The 15,637-nt window shown below is 74.7% G+C and carries 16 protein-coding genes; 12 read left to right on the top strand and 4 right to left on the bottom strand.

What is annotated here, in order from left to right; all coding sequences use genetic code 11:
* The first annotated feature begins 1 nt into the window (after position 1).
* The 9 genes from O2W17_RS20660 (at position 2) to O2W17_RS20620 (ending at position 8,451) form a co-directional block, all read left to right on the top strand.
* Positions 2–334: a small basic family protein gene (locus O2W17_RS20660; RefSeq protein WP_269194338.1), complete on the top strand. Its 333-nt coding sequence runs from the start codon at positions 2–4 to the stop codon at positions 332–334.
* Positions 331–1,131 (top strand): DUF881 domain-containing protein, encoded by an 801-nt coding sequence (locus O2W17_RS20655; protein WP_269194337.1) that lies wholly within the window; start codon positions 331–333, stop codon positions 1,129–1,131. The genes O2W17_RS20660 and O2W17_RS20655 overlap by 4 nt, the downstream gene beginning before the upstream one ends.
* Before the next feature lie 55 nt (positions 1,132–1,186).
* Positions 1,187–1,591 carry a glycine cleavage system protein GcvH gene (gene gcvH / locus O2W17_RS20650; RefSeq protein ID WP_269194336.1) on the top strand — a complete coding sequence of 135 codons (405 nt, stop codon included), beginning with the start codon at positions 1,187–1,189 and terminating at the stop codon, positions 1,589–1,591.
* Positions 1,592–1,845: 254 nt separating this feature from the next.
* Positions 1,846–2,361 carry an oxoglutarate dehydrogenase inhibitor Odhl gene (gene odhI, locus O2W17_RS20645; RefSeq protein ID WP_269194335.1) on the top strand — a complete coding sequence of 172 codons (516 nt, stop codon included), beginning with the start codon at positions 1,846–1,848 and terminating at the stop codon, positions 2,359–2,361.
* 76 nt (positions 2,362–2,437) lie between these two features.
* A complete protein-coding gene (ftsR, locus tag O2W17_RS20640) occupies positions 2,438–3,172 on the top strand; it encodes a transcriptional regulator FtsR (protein ID WP_269194334.1) in 735 nt (244 codons plus the stop codon).
* Positions 3,173–3,287: 115 nt separating this feature from the next.
* Positions 3,288–3,779 carry a bifunctional nuclease family protein gene (locus O2W17_RS20635; protein ID WP_091932655.1) on the top strand — a complete coding sequence of 164 codons (492 nt, stop codon included), beginning with the start codon at positions 3,288–3,290 and terminating at the stop codon, positions 3,777–3,779.
* Positions 3,780–4,007: 228 nt separating this feature from the next.
* Positions 4,008–4,583 (top strand): MerR family transcriptional regulator, encoded by a 576-nt coding sequence (locus O2W17_RS20630; protein WP_442864587.1) that lies wholly within the window; start codon positions 4,008–4,010, stop codon positions 4,581–4,583.
* Between the two features lie 179 nt (positions 4,584–4,762).
* Positions 4,763–7,816, top strand: a complete 3,054-nt coding sequence (gene gcvP, locus O2W17_RS20625; protein WP_269194333.1) for an aminomethyl-transferring glycine dehydrogenase — start codon at positions 4,763–4,765, stop codon at positions 7,814–7,816.
* A 41-nt stretch (positions 7,817–7,857) separates the two neighbouring features.
* Entirely contained in the window at positions 7,858–8,451 is a 594-nt protein-coding gene (locus O2W17_RS20620) for a DinB family protein (RefSeq protein WP_269194332.1), read from the top strand.
* A 15-nt stretch (positions 8,452–8,466) separates the two neighbouring features.
* On the opposite strand, the gene O2W17_RS20615 is transcribed toward O2W17_RS20620, so the two are convergent.
* Positions 8,467–8,670, bottom strand: coding sequence for a DUF5999 family protein (locus O2W17_RS20615; protein WP_269194331.1), 204 nt, complete (start codon positions 8,668–8,670; stop codon positions 8,467–8,469).
* A 205-nt stretch (positions 8,671–8,875) separates the two neighbouring features.
* Complete coding sequence (coaA, locus tag O2W17_RS20610) at positions 8,876–9,838, bottom strand: type I pantothenate kinase (RefSeq protein ID WP_269194330.1); 963 nt, start codon at positions 9,836–9,838, stop codon at positions 8,876–8,878.
* 114 nt (positions 9,839–9,952) lie between these two features.
* On the opposite strand from coaA, the gene O2W17_RS20605 reads away from it, so the two are divergent.
* Positions 9,953–10,765 (top strand): GNAT family N-acetyltransferase, encoded by an 813-nt coding sequence (locus O2W17_RS20605; protein ID WP_269194329.1) that lies wholly within the window; start codon positions 9,953–9,955, stop codon positions 10,763–10,765.
* A 28-nt stretch (positions 10,766–10,793) separates the two neighbouring features.
* Here the strand turns inward: O2W17_RS20605 and O2W17_RS20600 are convergent, their stop codons facing one another.
* Entirely contained in the window at positions 10,794–11,711 is a 918-nt protein-coding gene (locus O2W17_RS20600) for a serine hydrolase (RefSeq protein WP_269194328.1), read from the bottom strand.
* A 112-nt stretch (positions 11,712–11,823) separates the two neighbouring features.
* Positions 11,824–12,369, bottom strand: coding sequence for a YbhB/YbcL family Raf kinase inhibitor-like protein (locus O2W17_RS20595; protein WP_269194327.1), 546 nt, complete (start codon positions 12,367–12,369; stop codon positions 11,824–11,826).
* A gap of 165 nt (positions 12,370–12,534) precedes the next feature.
* Between O2W17_RS20595 and O2W17_RS20590 the strand changes: the two genes are divergently transcribed.
* The gene (locus tag O2W17_RS20590; RefSeq protein ID WP_269194326.1) at positions 12,535–13,278 is read left to right on the top strand and encodes an HAD family hydrolase; all 744 of its coding nucleotides are present in this window, start codon (positions 12,535–12,537) and stop codon (positions 13,276–13,278) included.
* Positions 13,275–15,635 (top strand): glycoside hydrolase family 65 protein, encoded by a 2,361-nt coding sequence (locus O2W17_RS20585; protein WP_269194325.1) that lies wholly within the window; start codon positions 13,275–13,277, stop codon positions 15,633–15,635. The genes O2W17_RS20590 and O2W17_RS20585 overlap by 4 nt, the downstream gene beginning before the upstream one ends.
* The last annotated feature ends 2 nt before the right edge of the window (positions 15,636–15,637 follow it).

Here is a 15,637-nt window from a genome sequence, read left to right as displayed (position 1 = left end):
CGTGATCCCGATCCTCGGCCTCGCGGCGGGCGTGCTCCTCGGTCTCGTCTTCGACCCGACCGTCCCGCTGTGGCTCCAGCCCTACCTGCCGATCGCCGTCGTCGCGGCCCTGGACGCCGTCTTCGGTGGCTTCCGCGCCCGCCTGGACGGCATCTTCGACGCGAAGGTCTTCGTGATCTCCTTCGTGTCGAACGTGGTGGTGGCCGGGCTGATCGTCTTCCTCGGCGACCAGCTGGGCGTCGGCGCGCAGCTGTCCACGGCGGTCGTCGTCGTCCTCGGCATCCGGATCTTCGGCAACGCCGCGGCCATCCGGCGGCACGTGTTCCGCGCATGAGCGACGCGCCGCCGCCCGGCACCCCGCCGCCTGGCCAGTCGCCGGCCGGCGCGTCGCCGGCCGACGGGGGCGCGGCCGGTCCGCCGGCCCGGCCTCCCGCCGCGGTGCGGAGGCGCCGGAACCTCGTGGCGGCCGCGCTCATCGGCGTCCTCACGATGCTGCTCGGGTTCGCCCTCGCCGTGCAGGTCCGCAACTCCGACGAGGCGCAGATGCTGGCCGGCGCGCGGGAGGAGGACCTGGTCCGGATCCTCGACGAGCTGGCCAGCCGCGAGGAGCGGCTGCGGGCCCAGCTCGCCGAGCAGCGGGCGGCCCTGCGCGAGCTCGGTGGCTCCGGCAGCCGGACGGGGACCGCGCTGGAGGATGCGCGAGGGCGCGCCGAGGCCCTCGGGATCCTCAACGGCACCCTGCCGGCCCAGGGACCGGGCCTGACGCTCGCGATCGACGACCCCTCGGGCGAGGTCCGGGTCTCCGACGTCATCGACGTGATCCAGGAGCTGCGCGGGGCGGGGGCGGAGACCATGCAGGTCGACGACGTCCGCATCGGCCTGTCGACCGCCGTCACCGGCACCGCCGGGAACCTGCGGGTCGACGGCACGCCGCTGCGCTCGCCGTACGAGTTCGTGGTCCTCGGCGACCCGCAGGGCATGGAGACGGCGATGAACATCCCGGGCGGGGTGGTGCAGCGCATCGAGCGCCGCGGCGGCACCGTCCGGATCGCCCAGTCGCCCGGCCTCGTCGTGGACGCGTTGCGGCCCCTGGACCGCCCTCAATACGCTTCGCCCGGGCCCGGTGGCTGAACCCGCCGCGGACCGCACCGCCCCTGCCCCAACCAGCCTTGGAGACGACCGCCGCATGAGCACCCCCGACGACCGCCGCTACACCGACCAGCACGAGTGGGCGCTGGTGCAGGGCACCGACGGCACGTCGACCGTCGTCCGGGTCGGCATCACCGACCACGCGCAGGACGCGCTGGGGGACATCGTCTTCGTGCAGCTCCCCGAGGTCGGCCAGGAGGTGAGCCCGGGGACCGCCATCGGCGAGGTCGAGTCGACCAAGTCGGTGTCCGATGTCTACGCGCCCGTCACCGGGGTCGTGGCGGCGGTGAACGAGCGCCTCGCCGACGCGCCCGAGACCATCAACGGCGACCCCTACGGCGAGGGCTGGCTGGTCGACATCGCCGTGCCGGGGGAGGGCGGCGACCCCATCGGGCAGCTGCTCGACGCGGACGCCTACCAGGCCCTGGTCGACGGCTCGTGACCGGGTCGCCGGGAGGCTGACTCCTGGCATCGATCACTATGATCGCGCTGGGGCGCAGAACAGCGGGGCAGCCCGCCGGCCCCGGCCCTGCACGTCCGGTTGACCCTCGGGCCGACCGGCTGGTTCCATGACCCACGGTCCGCCGCGCTCCCGCGGCGGCCGACCCACGGCGGGCCACCCGGCCCACCGTCCGCCGGCCGCTCGCGGCCCGTTCGAGGGCCGCGGCGGGCCCCTCGCACCGGAGGAGACGCAACGTGCACTGCACTCGATGTGGCCACGAGAACCCCGAGGGCAGTCGCTTCTGCGCGCAGTGCGGTGCGGCGCTGTCCCCCGAGCGCATCGGCGAGGCCACCAGCGTGATCCCGAAGGTCGGCGGTGAGGACTCCGGCGACCAGCCCGAGGTCACCGAGCCGGCCGACGCGCACGCGGGCGCCGTCGAGTCGCTGCCGGCGGGTTCGGCCCTGCTGGTGGTCAAGCGCGGCCCCAACGCCGGGAGCCGCTTTCTGCTCGACCAGGACGTCACGACGGCCGGCCGGCACCCCGACAGCGACATCTTCCTGGACGACGTCACGGTCAGCCGCCGGCACGTCGAGTTCCACCGCGAGGGCGGTGGCTTCTCGGTGCACGACGTCGGCAGCCTCAACGGCACCTACGTCAACCGGGAGCCGGTCGACGTCGCCAACCTCGCCGGTGGTGACGAGGTGCAGATCGGGAAGTTCCGGCTCGTGTACCTGACCGGCCCGCGCACGGGCGAGCCGGCCGCTCGCTAGTGCACCGACCGGTCGTCCCCCGCCTGCGGGGACCGCAGCGGGGGACACCGCGACGGTGCCCCGGCGAGAGAGGGGCGTGACCGCCGTGCCCGAGCGCGAGCCGGCGCTCGGGGACGCCGGCGACCAGCACGCGCCGCGCCTGACCATCGGTGAGGTGCTGGCGGTGCTGCGCGACGACTTCCCCGACGTGACGATCAGCAAGATCCGCTACCTGGAGTCCGAGGACCTCGTCCACCCGCAGCGCACGCCGTCGGGCTACCGGAAGTTCTCGCGGGCCGACGTCAGCCGGCTGCGGTACGTGCTCACCGCCCAGCGGGACCACTACCTGCCGTTGCGGGTGATCAAGGACCACCTGGATGCCCTGGACCGCGGTGAGCCGCTGCCCGGCACCGGCAGCGGCTCGGCGCCGCTGCCCCCCGCCTCCACGGAGGAGGGGGCGGTGGCCCCGCTGACCGCCGAGCAGTTCGCCCGGGCCGCCGGCCTGGAGCCCGGGCAGCTGGCCGACTGCGTGCAGTTCGGTCTGCTGACCACCGACGCCGACGGCCGGCACCCGGCGGGGGACCTGCCGATCGCGCGGGCGGCGGCCGGGCTGGCCCGGCACGGCATCGAGCCGCGGCACCTGCGGGTCTACCGCAGCGCCGTGGAGCGGGAGGCCGGGCTCGTCGAGCAGCTCGTCGCCCCCGTCCTGCGGGCCCGGTCCGAGGAGGCCCGCACCCGGGCCACCGAGAAGCTCCAGGAGCTCGCGGGGCTCTCCGCGCAGCTGCACACGGCCCTGCTCGAGACGCGCTTGCGGGAACTCCTGCGCCCCTGAGCGGGCGTACCGTGGACCCGTCGCCGCCCGCGCGCGTCCGAGGGGCCGAGCAGTCACCGGCCGCCTGACCAGACCGTCCCGCCCGAACCCGGGCCGCAGCCGAGGGAGCCGCACCGTGCAGGAGCTTCGAGTCGTCGGCGTCCGCGTCGAACTGCCCGGCAACCAGCCGATCCTGCTGCTGAAGGAGACGCAGGGCGAGCGCTACCTGCCGATCTGGATCGGCGCCGTGGAGGCTGCGGCGATCGCCTTCGAGCAGCAGGGCGTGCGCCCGGCCCGTCCCATGACCCACGACCTGCTGCGCGAGGTCGTCCGCACGCTGGGCGCGGAGCTGGAGGCGGTCAACATCACCGAGATGCGCGACGGCATCTACATCGCCGAGCTGGTGTTCGGCGACGACCGCATCGTCAGCGCCCGGCCGTCGGACGCCGTGGCCCTGGCCGTCCGCACCGGGGCGCCGATCTTCGGTGCCGACGACCTCCTCGACGAGGTGGGCATCGAGATCCCCGACGAGCAGGAGGACGAGGTGGAGAAGTTCCGCGAGTTCCTCGACCAGATCTCGCCCGAGGACTTCGGCGCCGGCTCCGGCTCGGGGGGCGGCCCCACCTGACCGTGCTGCGCCGGACGGCCCGTCGCGGGCCCATCCGGGGAGCATCGGCAGGTGGCCGCCGAACCTCCACTCGAAATGATGAGGAGAGCGACACGCCGCCCCGCTCAGTTGACCGGCCCCCTGGCCCGGCTTACCGTCGGCGAACAACAGCGGTGTGACACCTGGGATCACGGGTGCGGAAGCCGTCGACCTGCCGCAGCCGTGGCGGGACTGAGGAGGACGCTGGACGTGAGCGACCGAAGTGACGGCTCGCAGGGTCAGCTGTTCAGCGACGCCGCCGTCGGAGTGCCGCAGTACGACGAGGTCGACACCGACCTCGTCGGCTACCGCGGACCGACCGCCTGCGCCGCTGCCGGGATCACCTACCGCCAGCTGGACTACTGGGCCCGCACCGGCCTGGTCTCTCCGTCGGTGCGCAGCGCCACCGGATCGGGCACCCAGCGGCTCTACTCCTTCCGCGACATCCTGGTGCTCAAGGTCGTCAAGCGGCTGCTGGACACCGGCGTCTCGCTGCAGAACATCCGCAAGGCCGTCGACCACCTCCGCCAGCGCGGGGTGAAGGAGCTGGCCAACGTCACGCTCTTCTCCGACGGCGCGACGGTCTACGAGTGCACCTCCGCCGAGGAGGTCGTCGACCTGCTGGCCGGTGGCCAGGGCGTCTTCGGCATCGCCGTCTCCGGCGCGCTGCGCGAGCTCTCCGGCGAGCTCGCCGAGCTGCCGGCCGAGCGCATCGACGGCGGCCAGGTCGTGCCGTCGGATGACGAGCTGTCCATGCGCCGTCGTCGCCGGGCCGCGACCGCGTAGACCGGACAGCGCAGAGCCCCGTCCGCATCCGCGGACGGGGCTCTGCGCTGTCCGGGCCCAGTCGCCCGCTCCGGCAGCCTCCCTCGTGCTGCCGGACCGCTGCAGGGCCCCGGGAGCGCGAGGAACGCCCCCACAGCGCCCGTCGAGGAGCCCGTGGCCCCGCTGGTACCGTCCGAGCAGTGACCGACCGCGCCGCCGGTGCCGTGGACGAGCCGACGGGGGAGACCCTCCCGCCGCTCGCCGGGCCGCTGCCCTCCCTGAACGCCCTGGACACCGCCGGTTCCTTCGCCGGCCGCCACATCGGGCCGCGCCCGGGCGACACCGCCGCGATGCTCGCGGCCGTCGGGCACCCGTCGCTGGAGTCGCTGGTCGACGCCTGCGTCCCCGAGGGGGTGCGCGACCGCGCACCGCTGGCCCTCCCGCCGGCCGAGGACGAGGCCGCGGTCCTGGCGCTGCTGCGCGAGCGGGCGGCGGCCAACGAGGTGTTCACCTCCATGATCGGCCTGGGGTACTCCGGCACGTTCACCCCGCCGGTCATCCAGCGCACGGTGCTGGAGAACCCCGCCTGGTACACCGCCTACACCCCGTACCAGCCGGAGATCAGCCAGGGCCGGCTCGAGGCGCTGATCAACTTCCAGACGACGGTCGCCGACCTCACCGGCCTGCCGGTCGCCGGCGCCTCCATGCTCGACGAGGCCACCGCCGCGGCGGAGGCGATGACCCTGGTCCGTCGCGCCGGCCGGGCGAAGGGCGACGCCGTCTTCGTCGTCGACGCCGACACGCTGCCGCAGACCCTCGGCGTGCTGCGGACGCGCGCCGAGCCGCTGGGCATCCGGCTGCACGTCACCGATCTCTCCGCCGGCTGGCCGGCCGACCTGCCGGAGGCCGGCGCGTTCGGCGTCCTGCTGTCCTACCCGGGTGCCGGCGGCGCCGTCCGCGACCACCGGGCGCTCGTGACGGCGGCCCACGAGGCCGGCGCCGCCGTCGTGGTGGCCGCCGACCTGCTCGCGCTCACGCTGCTCGAGGCCCCGGGGGAGTGGGGCGCGGACGTCGCCTGCGGCACGACGCAGCGGTTCGGCGTCCCGATGGGCTACGGCGGCCCGCACGCCGGGTACCTGTCGGTGCGCGAGGGCCTGGCCCGGCAGCTGCCCGGCCGGCTGGTCGGCGTCTCGGTGGACGCCGACGGCGACGTCGCCTACCGGCTGGCGCTGCAGACCCGCGAGCAGCACATCCGCCGCGAGAAGGCGACGAGCAACATCTGCACCGCCCAGGTGCTCCTGGCCGTGATGGCCGGCGCCTACGCGGTCTACCACGGCCCCGACGGGCTGGCGGCGATCGCGGCGCGGGTGCACCGCAGCGCCACCACGCTGGCCGGCTGGCTGACCGCCGGTGGCCTGTCGCTGGTGCACGAGCGCTTCTTCGACACCGTCTGCGTCTCCGTGCCCGGCCGGGCGGCGGAGGTGGTGGCCGCCGCCGCGCAGCGGCGGATCAACCTGCGCCAGGTCGACGCCGACACCGTCGCGGTCGCCTGCGACGAGACGACGACGCCGGCGATCCTGCGCGACGTCGCCGCGGCGTTCGGCGTGGCCGCCGACGACACGGCCCTCGCCGACGACGGCGCGGACGCGCTGCCGCCGGAGCTGCGCCGCCGGACGCCGTTCCTCACCCACCCGGTGTTCTCCGCGCACCGCTCGGAGACGGCGATGCTGCGCTACCTGCGCTCGCTGAGCGACAAGGACCTGGCGCTGGACCGCACGATGATCCCGCTGGGCTCGTGCACGATGAAGCTCAACGCCGCCACCGAGATGGCCGCGATCACCTGGCCGGAGTTCGCGAACCTGCACCCGTTCGCGCCCGCCGACCAGGCGCGCGGCTACGCCCGGCTGATCGACGAGCTGTGCGCCGGGCTGGCCGAGGTCACCGGGTACGCCGCGGTGAGCGTGCAGCCCAACGCCGGGTCGCAGGGGGAGTTCGCCGGGCTGCTGGCCATCCGCGGCTACCACCGCAGCCGGGGTGACGAGCAGCGCGACGTCTGCCTGATCCCCAGCTCCGCGCACGGCACCAACGCGGCCAGCGCCGTCATGGCGGGTATGCGGGTGGTCGTGGTGGCCTGCGACGAGGCGGGCAACGTGGACCTCGCCGACCTGCGGGCCAAGGTGGACCAGCACGCGGCGCGGCTGTCGGCGATCATGATCACCTACCCGTCGACCCACGGCGTCTTCGAGACCGACATCCAGGACATCTGCGCCGCCGTGCACGACGCCGGCGGCCAGGTCTACGTCGACGGCGCGAACCTCAACGCCCTGGTGGGGCTCGCCCGGCCGGGCCGGTTCGGCTCCGACGTCAGCCACCTGAACCTGCACAAGACCTTCTGCATCCCGCATGGCGGCGGCGGCCCCGGGGTGGGACCCATCGGCGTCCGGGAGCACCTGGTGCCGTTCCTGCCCAACCACCCGGTGGTGCCCGGCGCCGGCCCGGAGACCGGCCCCGGGCCGGTCTCGGCGGCGCCGTGGGGCTCGGCGGACATCCTGCCGATCTCCTGGGCCTACATGCGGCTGATGGGCCCCGACGGCCTGACCAGGGCCACCGAGCACGCGATCCTGGCCGCCAACTACCTGGCCGCCCGGCTGCGGGAGCACTACCCGGTGCTCTACACGGGCGCGAACGGGCTCGTGGCCCACGAGTGCATCCTCGACATCCGGCCGCTGACCAAGGCCACCGGCGTCACCAACGACGACATCGCCAAGCGGCTGATCGACTTCGGTTTCCACGCCCCGACGATGAGCTTCCCGGTCGCCGGGACGCTCATGGTCGAGCCCACCGAGAGCGAGGACAAGGCCGAGCTCGACCGGTTCGTCGAGGCGATGGTCGCCATCCGCGGTGAGATCGAGAAGGTCGCCACCGGGGAGTACGACCGCACCGACAACCCGCTGCGCAACGCGCCGCACACGCTGGCGATGCTGGCGGGGGAGTGGGACCGCCCCTACCCGCGGACGACGGCGGTCTACCCGGTGCGCGGGCTGCAGGGGCGCGGCTACCTGAGCCCGGTCCGGCGGATCGACCAGGCCTACGGCGACCGCAACCTCGTCTGCTCGTGCCCGCCGCCCGAGGCGTTCGCCGAGCACGACTTCGACGGGCACGCCCCGGCCGACGACGGCCAGGTGCCGGCCCGGGACGCCGGGGCACCGGACGACCTCGGCACGACCGCCGACGTGGTGGGCGCCTCCGCCTAGCAGCGCCCGCGGTGTCGGTGGTCGGTGGCAGGGTCGGCGCCATGACCGATGCAGCCGGGTGCCGAGCCGATCTCGCGCAGTACCTCCAGGAGGCGCGGGACGTCGTCCTGCTCAAGACCGAGGGGCTGTCGGAGTACGACGTCCGGCGGCCGCTGACGCCGACCGGCACGAACCTGCTGGGCCTGGTCAAGCACCTGGCCCTGGTGGAGGTCGGCTACTTCAGCGTCCCGTTCGGCCGCCCGGTCGGTCTGGACCACCCCTGGTTCGCCGACGACGCGGAGGACAACGCCGACATGTGGGCGACGGCGCGGGAGCCCCGCGACGACGTCGTCGCCGGCTACCGCCGCGCCTGGGCGCAGACCGACGCGGCCGTCGCGGAGCTGCCGCTGGACACCGTCGGCCGCGTGCCGTGGTGGGGGCAGGGCGGGGAGGAGGTCACCCTGCACCGGGTGCTGGTGCACGTGATCGGCGAGACCCACCGGCACGCCGGCCACGCCGACATCGTCCGGGAGCTGGTCGACGGCTCGGTGGGCAACCAGTGGGTCGGCGACAACCTGCCCGAGCGCGACGACCGGTGGTGGCGGGCGTACCGGGACCGGCTGGAGCAGACCGCCCGGGCGGCGGCGGGGGAGTAGCGCCCGGCCCCGCCGTCAGGCGCTGACGAGCTCCGGGGCCAGCCACACGTGGTGGTCGGCGACCGCCCGGCCGTCGGGAAGCAGCTCGCCGTCGTCGTCGAACAGGACGACGCCGTTGCAGAGCAGGCGCCACCCCTGCTCGGGGTGGCTCCGGACCACCGCGGCCAGGTCGCGGGCCTCGCTGGTGGGCTCGGGGCAGGTGGTGCGGTGGGTGCACATGGCGGCTCTCATCCGTTACGCCGGGGGAAGCCGGCAGTCGCTGGCAGTGCTCGTCCGATCACCGGACTCTCTCAGTGTCGGCACGAGCACCCCGGTTCGTCACGTGAGGCGCATCACAGGATCACCCGTCCGGGTCGTCAGGTCCTGCCATGGTGTGCCGGCGGCCGCGTCGGCGGGCCGGTGCCGGCGGCGGGGCGCGGCCGGGTCAGAGCTTGCGCAGCAGCACCCGGCGCACCGAGTGGTCGGCCGACTTCTGCAGCACCAGCCGGGCGCGCGACCGCGTGGGGGCGATGTTGTCGCGCAGGTTCGGGCCGTTCACCGCCGACCAGATCCCCAGCGCCGTCTCCCGGGCCTGCTCGTCGGTGAAGGCGGCGAAGCGGTGGAAGTAGGCGGTGGTGTCCTGGAACGCCGTCTGCCGCAGCGCCCGGAACCGGTCGACGTACCACCGCTGGATGTCGGACTCGGCGGCGTCGACGTAGACCGAGAAGTCGAAGAAGTCCGACAGGAAGATCTCCGGGGCCGAGCCGTCCGTGCGGCGCCCGGCCTGCAGCACGTTGAGCCCCTCCAGCACGAGGATGTCGGGGCGGTCGACCGCCTGCAGCCGCCCGGGCACGATGTCGTAGGACTGGTGGTCGTACACCGGCGCGAACACCACCTCGCGGCCGGACTTCACGTCGGCCAGGAAGCGCAGCAGCGCCCGGCGGTCGTAGCTCTCCGGGAACCCCTTGCGGCCCAGCAGTGACCGCTCCTCCAGCACCGCGTTGGGCCACAGGAAGCCGTCGGTGGTCACCAGGTCGACCCGGGGGGCGCCCGGGGTGGCCGCCAGCAGCGTCTGCAGCAGGCGGGCGGTGGTGCTCTTGCCCACGGCGACGCTGCCGGCCACGGCGATGACGAACGGCACCTTGGCCGTCGTGTCCCCGAGGAACTCGCTCTGCGCGGCCCACAACCGGCGGCTGGCCGTGACGTGCAGGCTCAGCAGCCGGGCCAGCGGGAGGTAGACCGTGGCGACCTCGTCCAGGTCGATGCGGTCACCGAGGGAGGCGAGGGTGTCCAGCTCCGCCGCGTCCAGCGGCAGGCTCGAGCCGGCCGCGAGCGCTCGCCACGAGTCGCGGTCGAACACCGCGTAGGGCGAGATGGAGCCACGCGTACCAGCCGTCACGCGCCCCATCGTGCCGTCCTGCCCGGGAGCGACCTGCGCGCGGGGTCACCCGGGCGGGTGGGGAGGCCGCGCGCGCGGGCGGGGAGGCGCCCCGCCGGCACGCCACCCGTCTAGGGTTTGCCCGTGCCTCCCCGCCCGGGACTGCTCGAGTGCATCGAGCGGTACTTCACCGCCGCGCCCCTGCCGGACGCGCGGATCGAGAGCGCCGGGGCCCTGGACGTCCCGATCGCCGATCCCACCTGGCCGTACCCGGCCCGGCCGCGGAAGGACGCCGGGACGGTCACCGCCGACGACGTCCGCGGCGCGATCGCCCTCCAGCAGGCCGCGGGCCTCCCGGCGGCGCTGGAGTGGATCCCCGAGTGCTCGCCCGGGGTGGCCGCCGCCGCCCGCGCCGCGGGGATGACGGTCGAGGAGCTGCCGCTGCTGGTGGCCGACGACCCGGTGGACGTGGTGCTGCCCGCGGGCGTGCGGCTGTTCCTGGTCGGCGCCGAGGACCCGGAGCTGCCGCACTACCAGCAGCTGGCCGTCCTGGCCTTCGCGCACCCCGGCGGACCGGCGGACGTGCACGAGGTGCCGGCCGACACCTCGCCCGAGGCCGCGGCGCGCACCGCCGTCCTCCGGGAGCGGATCGCCGAGGGGCGCACCGTGATGATGGTGGCCATCGACCACGGCACCCCGGTCGCGGTCGGCTCGCACCAGCCGCTGGTCGTCGACGGCACCGAGGTGAGCGAGATCGTCGGGGTGGCCACGCTGCCCCGGCTGCGCGGCCGCGGCCTGGGCGCCGGCATCGCCTCGGCGCTGGCCGCGCACGCCCGGGAGACTGCCGACCTGGTGTTCCTGGCCGCCGGTGACGACGACGTGGCGCGGGTCTACGAGCGGATCGGCTTCGCCCGGGTGGCGACCACGGGCGTCGCGGAGCTCCCGCTCCCGGAGTGACCCGGCCGCCGTCGCACCGGCCGCCGGCTCACCTGCCGCCGGGGGTCCGCGTCGTGGCGGCCACCGCGGCGCCCGCCGCGGTGAGGGCGGAGCGTGCGGCGTCGTAGTCCACCGACCGCGGGACCTCGCTGAGCAGCACGACCACCCGCGAGCCGACCACCGCGACCGAGTGCAGGTGCCGCTGGCCGTCGACGCAGCACATCCACCCCTGCTTCACCGCCGGGGTGCCGGGCAGCGTGCCGAAGAGCCCGAACTGCTGGTCGAAGCCGTCGGCGGCCTCGGGCGTCGCCGTCCGCATCCAGTGGAGCAGGTCCGCCGCGTCCGCCGGATGGGCGACCACGGGCAGCCGGGCGAGGAACCGGGCCAGGTCCTGCGCCGTCGTCACCGCCTGTCCCCACTGCCCCGGGATGGCCGCCGGCGGGGGACCGGTGCCCGCCAGGCCGTAGCGGGCCGCCACGTCGCGAACCATCTGCCCGCCGCCGAAGCGCACCCACAGGGCGGAGGCCGCCGGATCGTCGGAGCGGCGGATCATCTCCTGCAGCAGCTGCCGGTCGTCGGGCGTGAGGGTGATGCTGCCGTCCCGCGCCCGGCCGAGGATGTCCTCGGCCATGAACAGCTTGACCATCGACGCGGTCGGGAAGGGCCGGTCGGCAACCGGGCCGTTGTCCGAGCGGTACGAAGCCCGGCGGTCCGCGCGGGCCTCGGCGGCGCGGATGCTGCCTTCGGTGATGGGGGTCTGCTGGCGGGCGACCACGACCGCGAGCGTGCCGGCCGCCCCGTAGGCCTGCACCGCGTCGGCCACGACGGCGGCCGGTGGCGGTCCACCGGCGGCGGCACGTCCGGGCCGGAGCGCCTCCAGCGTCAGCAGCTGCGCGATGGTGAGCAGGGCGGTGACCAGCGGGACGGCGAGGAAACCGGATCGGTGTCGGACGACCGGATGGGGCACCCCGTGGTGATGCCACGCACCGGGCCGGTGCTCACCCCGACCGGGCCGGCATCACGGGGGCGGCGGGGTGGCCTGCCGCTGCGCAGCCGCGTGGCTGCGCAGCGGCAGCACGTCACTGCTGCTCGTACGTGGCGACCAGGGTGGCCCGCGCCAGCGTGTGGAAGAACAGGTTGAACCCGAGCACCGCCGGCGTGGCGTCGGGGTCGACGTCGAGCCGGTCGGTGTCGACGGCGTGCACCACCACGAAGTAGCGGTGCGGGCCGTGCCCGGCCGGGGGAGCGGCGCCCACGAAGCCGGCGAAGCCGCCGTCGTTGCGCAGCTGCACCGCGCCGTCGGGGAGCTGCGGGGAGTCCTTGTCGCCGGCGCCGGAGGGCAGCTCGGTGACCGAGGCCGGGATGTTGGCCACGGCCCAGTGCCAGAACCCGCTGACGGTGGGGGCATCGGGGTCGTACACGGTGACGGCGAAGCTGCGGGTGCCCTCCGGGAAGCCGGACCAGGACAGCTGGGGCGAGCGGTCCTCGCCGCCGGCGCCCATGACGCCGCTGACGTGCGGCATCGGCAGCGCCTGCCCGTCGGAGACGTCGCTGCTGGTGACGACGAAGCCGGGCACCTGCGGCAGGAAGTCGTACGGGTTCGGCGGGGTGGGCCGGTCGGCCATGGGGGTCCTCTCCCTCGGTAGCGGTGCACCGGCCGGTCCGATCCGCCGGAGCGTTCCTTCCCGGACCCTAGGCAGCGGTGCCCGGCGGCGCCCGTCGGTGGTCCGGACACAGGTCCGCCGTCGTCCCGACACGTGCTCGGCGCGCCGCGCCGGTAGCGTCGCGGCGTGTCCTCACCGCGATCGGTCGGCCTCCCCGACGGCGTCCGGGCGTGCCTGTTCGACCTCGACGGCGTCCTCACGCGGACGGCGACGGTGCACATGGCGGCCTGGAAGCGCACCTTCGACGAGTTCCTCCGCACCCGCGACCCGGCGGCGCCGGAGTTCTCGCAGGAGGACTACAACCGCCACGTCGACGGCAAGCCGCGCGCCGACGGCGTCCGTGACTTCCTGGCCAGCCGTGGCATCACCCTGCCCGAGGGGGAGCCGGGGGACCCGCCGGACGCGGCGACCGTGCAGGCGGTCGCCGGCCGGAAGAACGAGCTGGTGCTGGCCGAGCTCGACGAGCACGGCGTCGAGGTCTACGAGGGGTCGGTCCGCTACCTGCGGGCGGCGCGGGAGGCCGGGTTGGCGACGGCCGTCGTCACCGCGTCGGCCAACGGCGAGCACGTGGTGTCGGTCGCAGGCTTCGCCGACCTCGTCGACGCACGGGTCGACGGCGTGACCGCCAAGCGCGACGGCCTGCGCGGCAAGCCCGCCCCGGACACCTTCCTCGCCGGCGCGCGGGCGCTCGGCGTGGAGCCCGGCGAGGCGGTGGTCTTCGAGGACGCCATCGCCGGGGTGGCCGCCGGGCGCGCCGGGAACTTCGCCTCCGTCGTCGGCGTCGACCGGGTCGGGCAGGCCGACGGTCTCCGGGAGGCGGGGGCCGACGTCGTCGTCACCGACCTCGCCGAGCTGCTGGGGCCGTCATGACCGAAGGCCGGGCCGTCTTCCCGGTCGAGCCGTGGTCGCTGACCGAGGTCGGCCTGGACCACGCCAGCCTGGGCGTGCACGAGTCGGTGTTCGCCCTGGCCAACGGGCACCTGGGCATGCGCGGCTCGCTCGAGGAGGGTGAGCCCGTCGTCGTGCCGGGCACCTACCTCAACGGCTTCTTCGAGGAGCGGCCGCTGCCCTACGCCGAGGCCGGGTACGGCTTCCCGGAGATGGGGCAGACCGTCGTCAACGTGACCGACGGCAAGCTCATCCGGCTGCTGGTCAAGGACTCGCCGCTGGACCTGAACTACGGCGAGGTGATCGACCACCGCCGGACGCTGGACCTGCGCGCCGGGGTGCTGCGGCGGTCGACCGAGTGGCGGTCCCCGAGCGGGCGCACGGTGCGGGTGACCAGCACCCGCCTGGTGTCGCTGGCGCGGCGGTCCATCGCGGCGATCGAGTACCAGGTCGAGGTCACCGACGACCTCGGCGACCTCTACGTCGCCCTGCAGTCGGACCTGCTGGCCAACGACGACGGCGCACCCTCCGACGACGGCGACCCCCGCGCGGCCGCCGCGCTCGCCCGGCCGCTGGAGTGCGAGCTGGCCGCCGGCCGGGGCCGGCGTGCCGTGCTGGTGCACCGGACGAAGCGCAGCCGGCTGCGCATGGCGGCCGGCATGGACCACGTCATCCAGATCCCCGACACCTGCACCGAGGACATCGAGGCCGCCGGGGACCTCGCCCGCTACACCCTCGCCGCGCGCATCCCGCCCGGTGGCTCGCTGAAGCTGGTCAAGTTCCTGGCCTACGGGTGGTCCTCGCGCCGGTCGGGCGCGGCGCTGCGCGACCAGGTGGAGGCCGCGCTCGCGACGGCGAAGCTGGCCGGCTTCGAGCGGCTGCTGCGCGAGCAGCGGGAGCTGCTGGACCAGCACTGGGAGGAGGCCGACGTCGAGATCGAGGGCGACGACGAGCTCCAGCAGGCCGTGCGGGTCGGGATGTTCCACGTCCTGCAGGCCGGGCTGCGCGGCGAGCGGCAGGCGATCCCCGCCAAGGGGCTCACCGGGCCCGGCTACGACGGCCACACGTTCTGGGACACCGAGACCTACGTGCTCCCGGTGCTCACCTACACCGCGCCGCAGGCCGCACGCGACGCGCTGGTGTGGCGGCACACCACCCTGGCGCTGGCCCGGGAGCGGGCGCGGGTGCTGGGTCTGCGCGGGGCGGCCTTCCCGTGGCGCACCATCCGCGGCGAGGAGACCTCCGGCTACTGGCCGGCGGGCACCGCCGCCTTCCACATCAACGCCGACATCGCCGACGCCGTCGTCCGCTACCACGACGCCACCCTGGACGAGGCCTTCGACCGCGACTACGGGGCGGAGCTGCTCGTGGAGACGGGCCGGCTGTGGGCCTCGCTGGGGCACTTCGACCCCGAGCACGGCTTCCGCATCGACGGCGTGACCGGGCCGGACGAGTACACGGCCGTGGTCGACAACAACGTCTACACCAACCTCATGGCGCAGCGGAACCTGCGCGAGGCCGCCGCGGCGGTGCGCCGGCAGCCCGAGGTCGCCGCCCGGTTGTCGGTGACCGAGGAAGAGGTCGAGGTGTGGCTGCGGGCGGCGTCGCTGATGGCGGTGCCCTACGACACCCAGCGCGGCGTGCACATGCAGTCCGACGGGTTCACCCACCACGAGGAGTGGGATTTCGCCGCCACGCCGCCGGAGAAGTACCCGCTGCTGCTGCACTACCCCTACTTCGAGATCTACCGGACCCAGGTGGTCAAGCAGGCCGACCTGGTGATGGCGCTGCACCTGCGGGGGGACGCGTTCACCCTCGAGGAGAAGATCGCCGACTTCGCCTACTACGAGGCCCGCACCACCCGTGACTCGTCGCTGTCGGCCACCCAGCAGGCCGTCGTCGCCGCCGAGACCGGGCACCTGCAGCTGGCCTACGAGTACTGGGCCGAGGCGGCGCTGACCGACCTGCAGAACCTGCACTCCAACTCCGGGCACGGGCTGCACATCGCCTCGCTCGCGGGGGGCTGGACCGTCGCGGTCGCCGGGTTCGGCGGGCTGCGCGACCACGGTGGGCAGCTGGCCTTCGCGCCGCGGCTGCCCCAGCGGATCAGCCGGCTGCGCTTCCGGGTGGTCTACCGCGGCCGCAAGCTGACCGTGACCGTGACGCGGGACCGGGCTGTCTACCGGCTGGTCGACGGCGACCCGCTGGACATCCGGCACCACGGCCGGCAGGTCCGGATCGACCACGACGACGTGGTGCTGGACGTGCCACCGCCTCCGCAGGTGGAGCCGGTGCGTCAGCCCCCGGGCCTCGGTCCCCGGCGGCGCTCGCGCGGCTGAGC

This window comes from Blastococcus sp. VKM Ac-2987 (assembly GCF_026967805.1).
GTDB lineage: Bacteria > Actinomycetota > Actinomycetes > Mycobacteriales > Geodermatophilaceae > Blastococcus.
This window is presented reverse-complemented; position numbering and strand designations above follow the sequence as displayed.

Excerpts from the sequence above, each read along its gene's own strand:
- O2W17_RS20655 (WP_269194337.1), top strand. The coding sequence starts at position 331 with ATGAGCGACGCGCCGCCGCCCGGCACCCCGCCGCCTGGCCAGTCGCCG.
- gcvH (WP_269194336.1), top strand. The coding sequence starts at position 1,187 with ATGAGCACCCCCGACGACCGCCGCTACACCGACCAGCACGAGTGGGCG.
- O2W17_RS20620 (WP_269194332.1), top strand. The coding sequence starts at position 7,858 with ATGACCGATGCAGCCGGGTGCCGAGCCGATCTCGCGCAGTACCTCCAG.
- O2W17_RS20615 (WP_269194331.1), bottom strand. The coding sequence starts at position 8,670 with ATGTGCACCCACCGCACCACCTGCCCCGAGCCCACCAGCGAGGCCCGC.
- coaA (WP_269194330.1), bottom strand. The coding sequence starts at position 9,838 with ATGGGGCGCGTGACGGCTGGTACGCGTGGCTCCATCTCGCCCTACGCG.
- O2W17_RS20595 (WP_269194327.1), bottom strand. The coding sequence starts at position 12,369 with ATGGCCGACCGGCCCACCCCGCCGAACCCGTACGACTTCCTGCCGCAG.
- O2W17_RS20585 (WP_269194325.1), top strand. The coding sequence starts at position 13,275 with ATGACCGAAGGCCGGGCCGTCTTCCCGGTCGAGCCGTGGTCGCTGACC.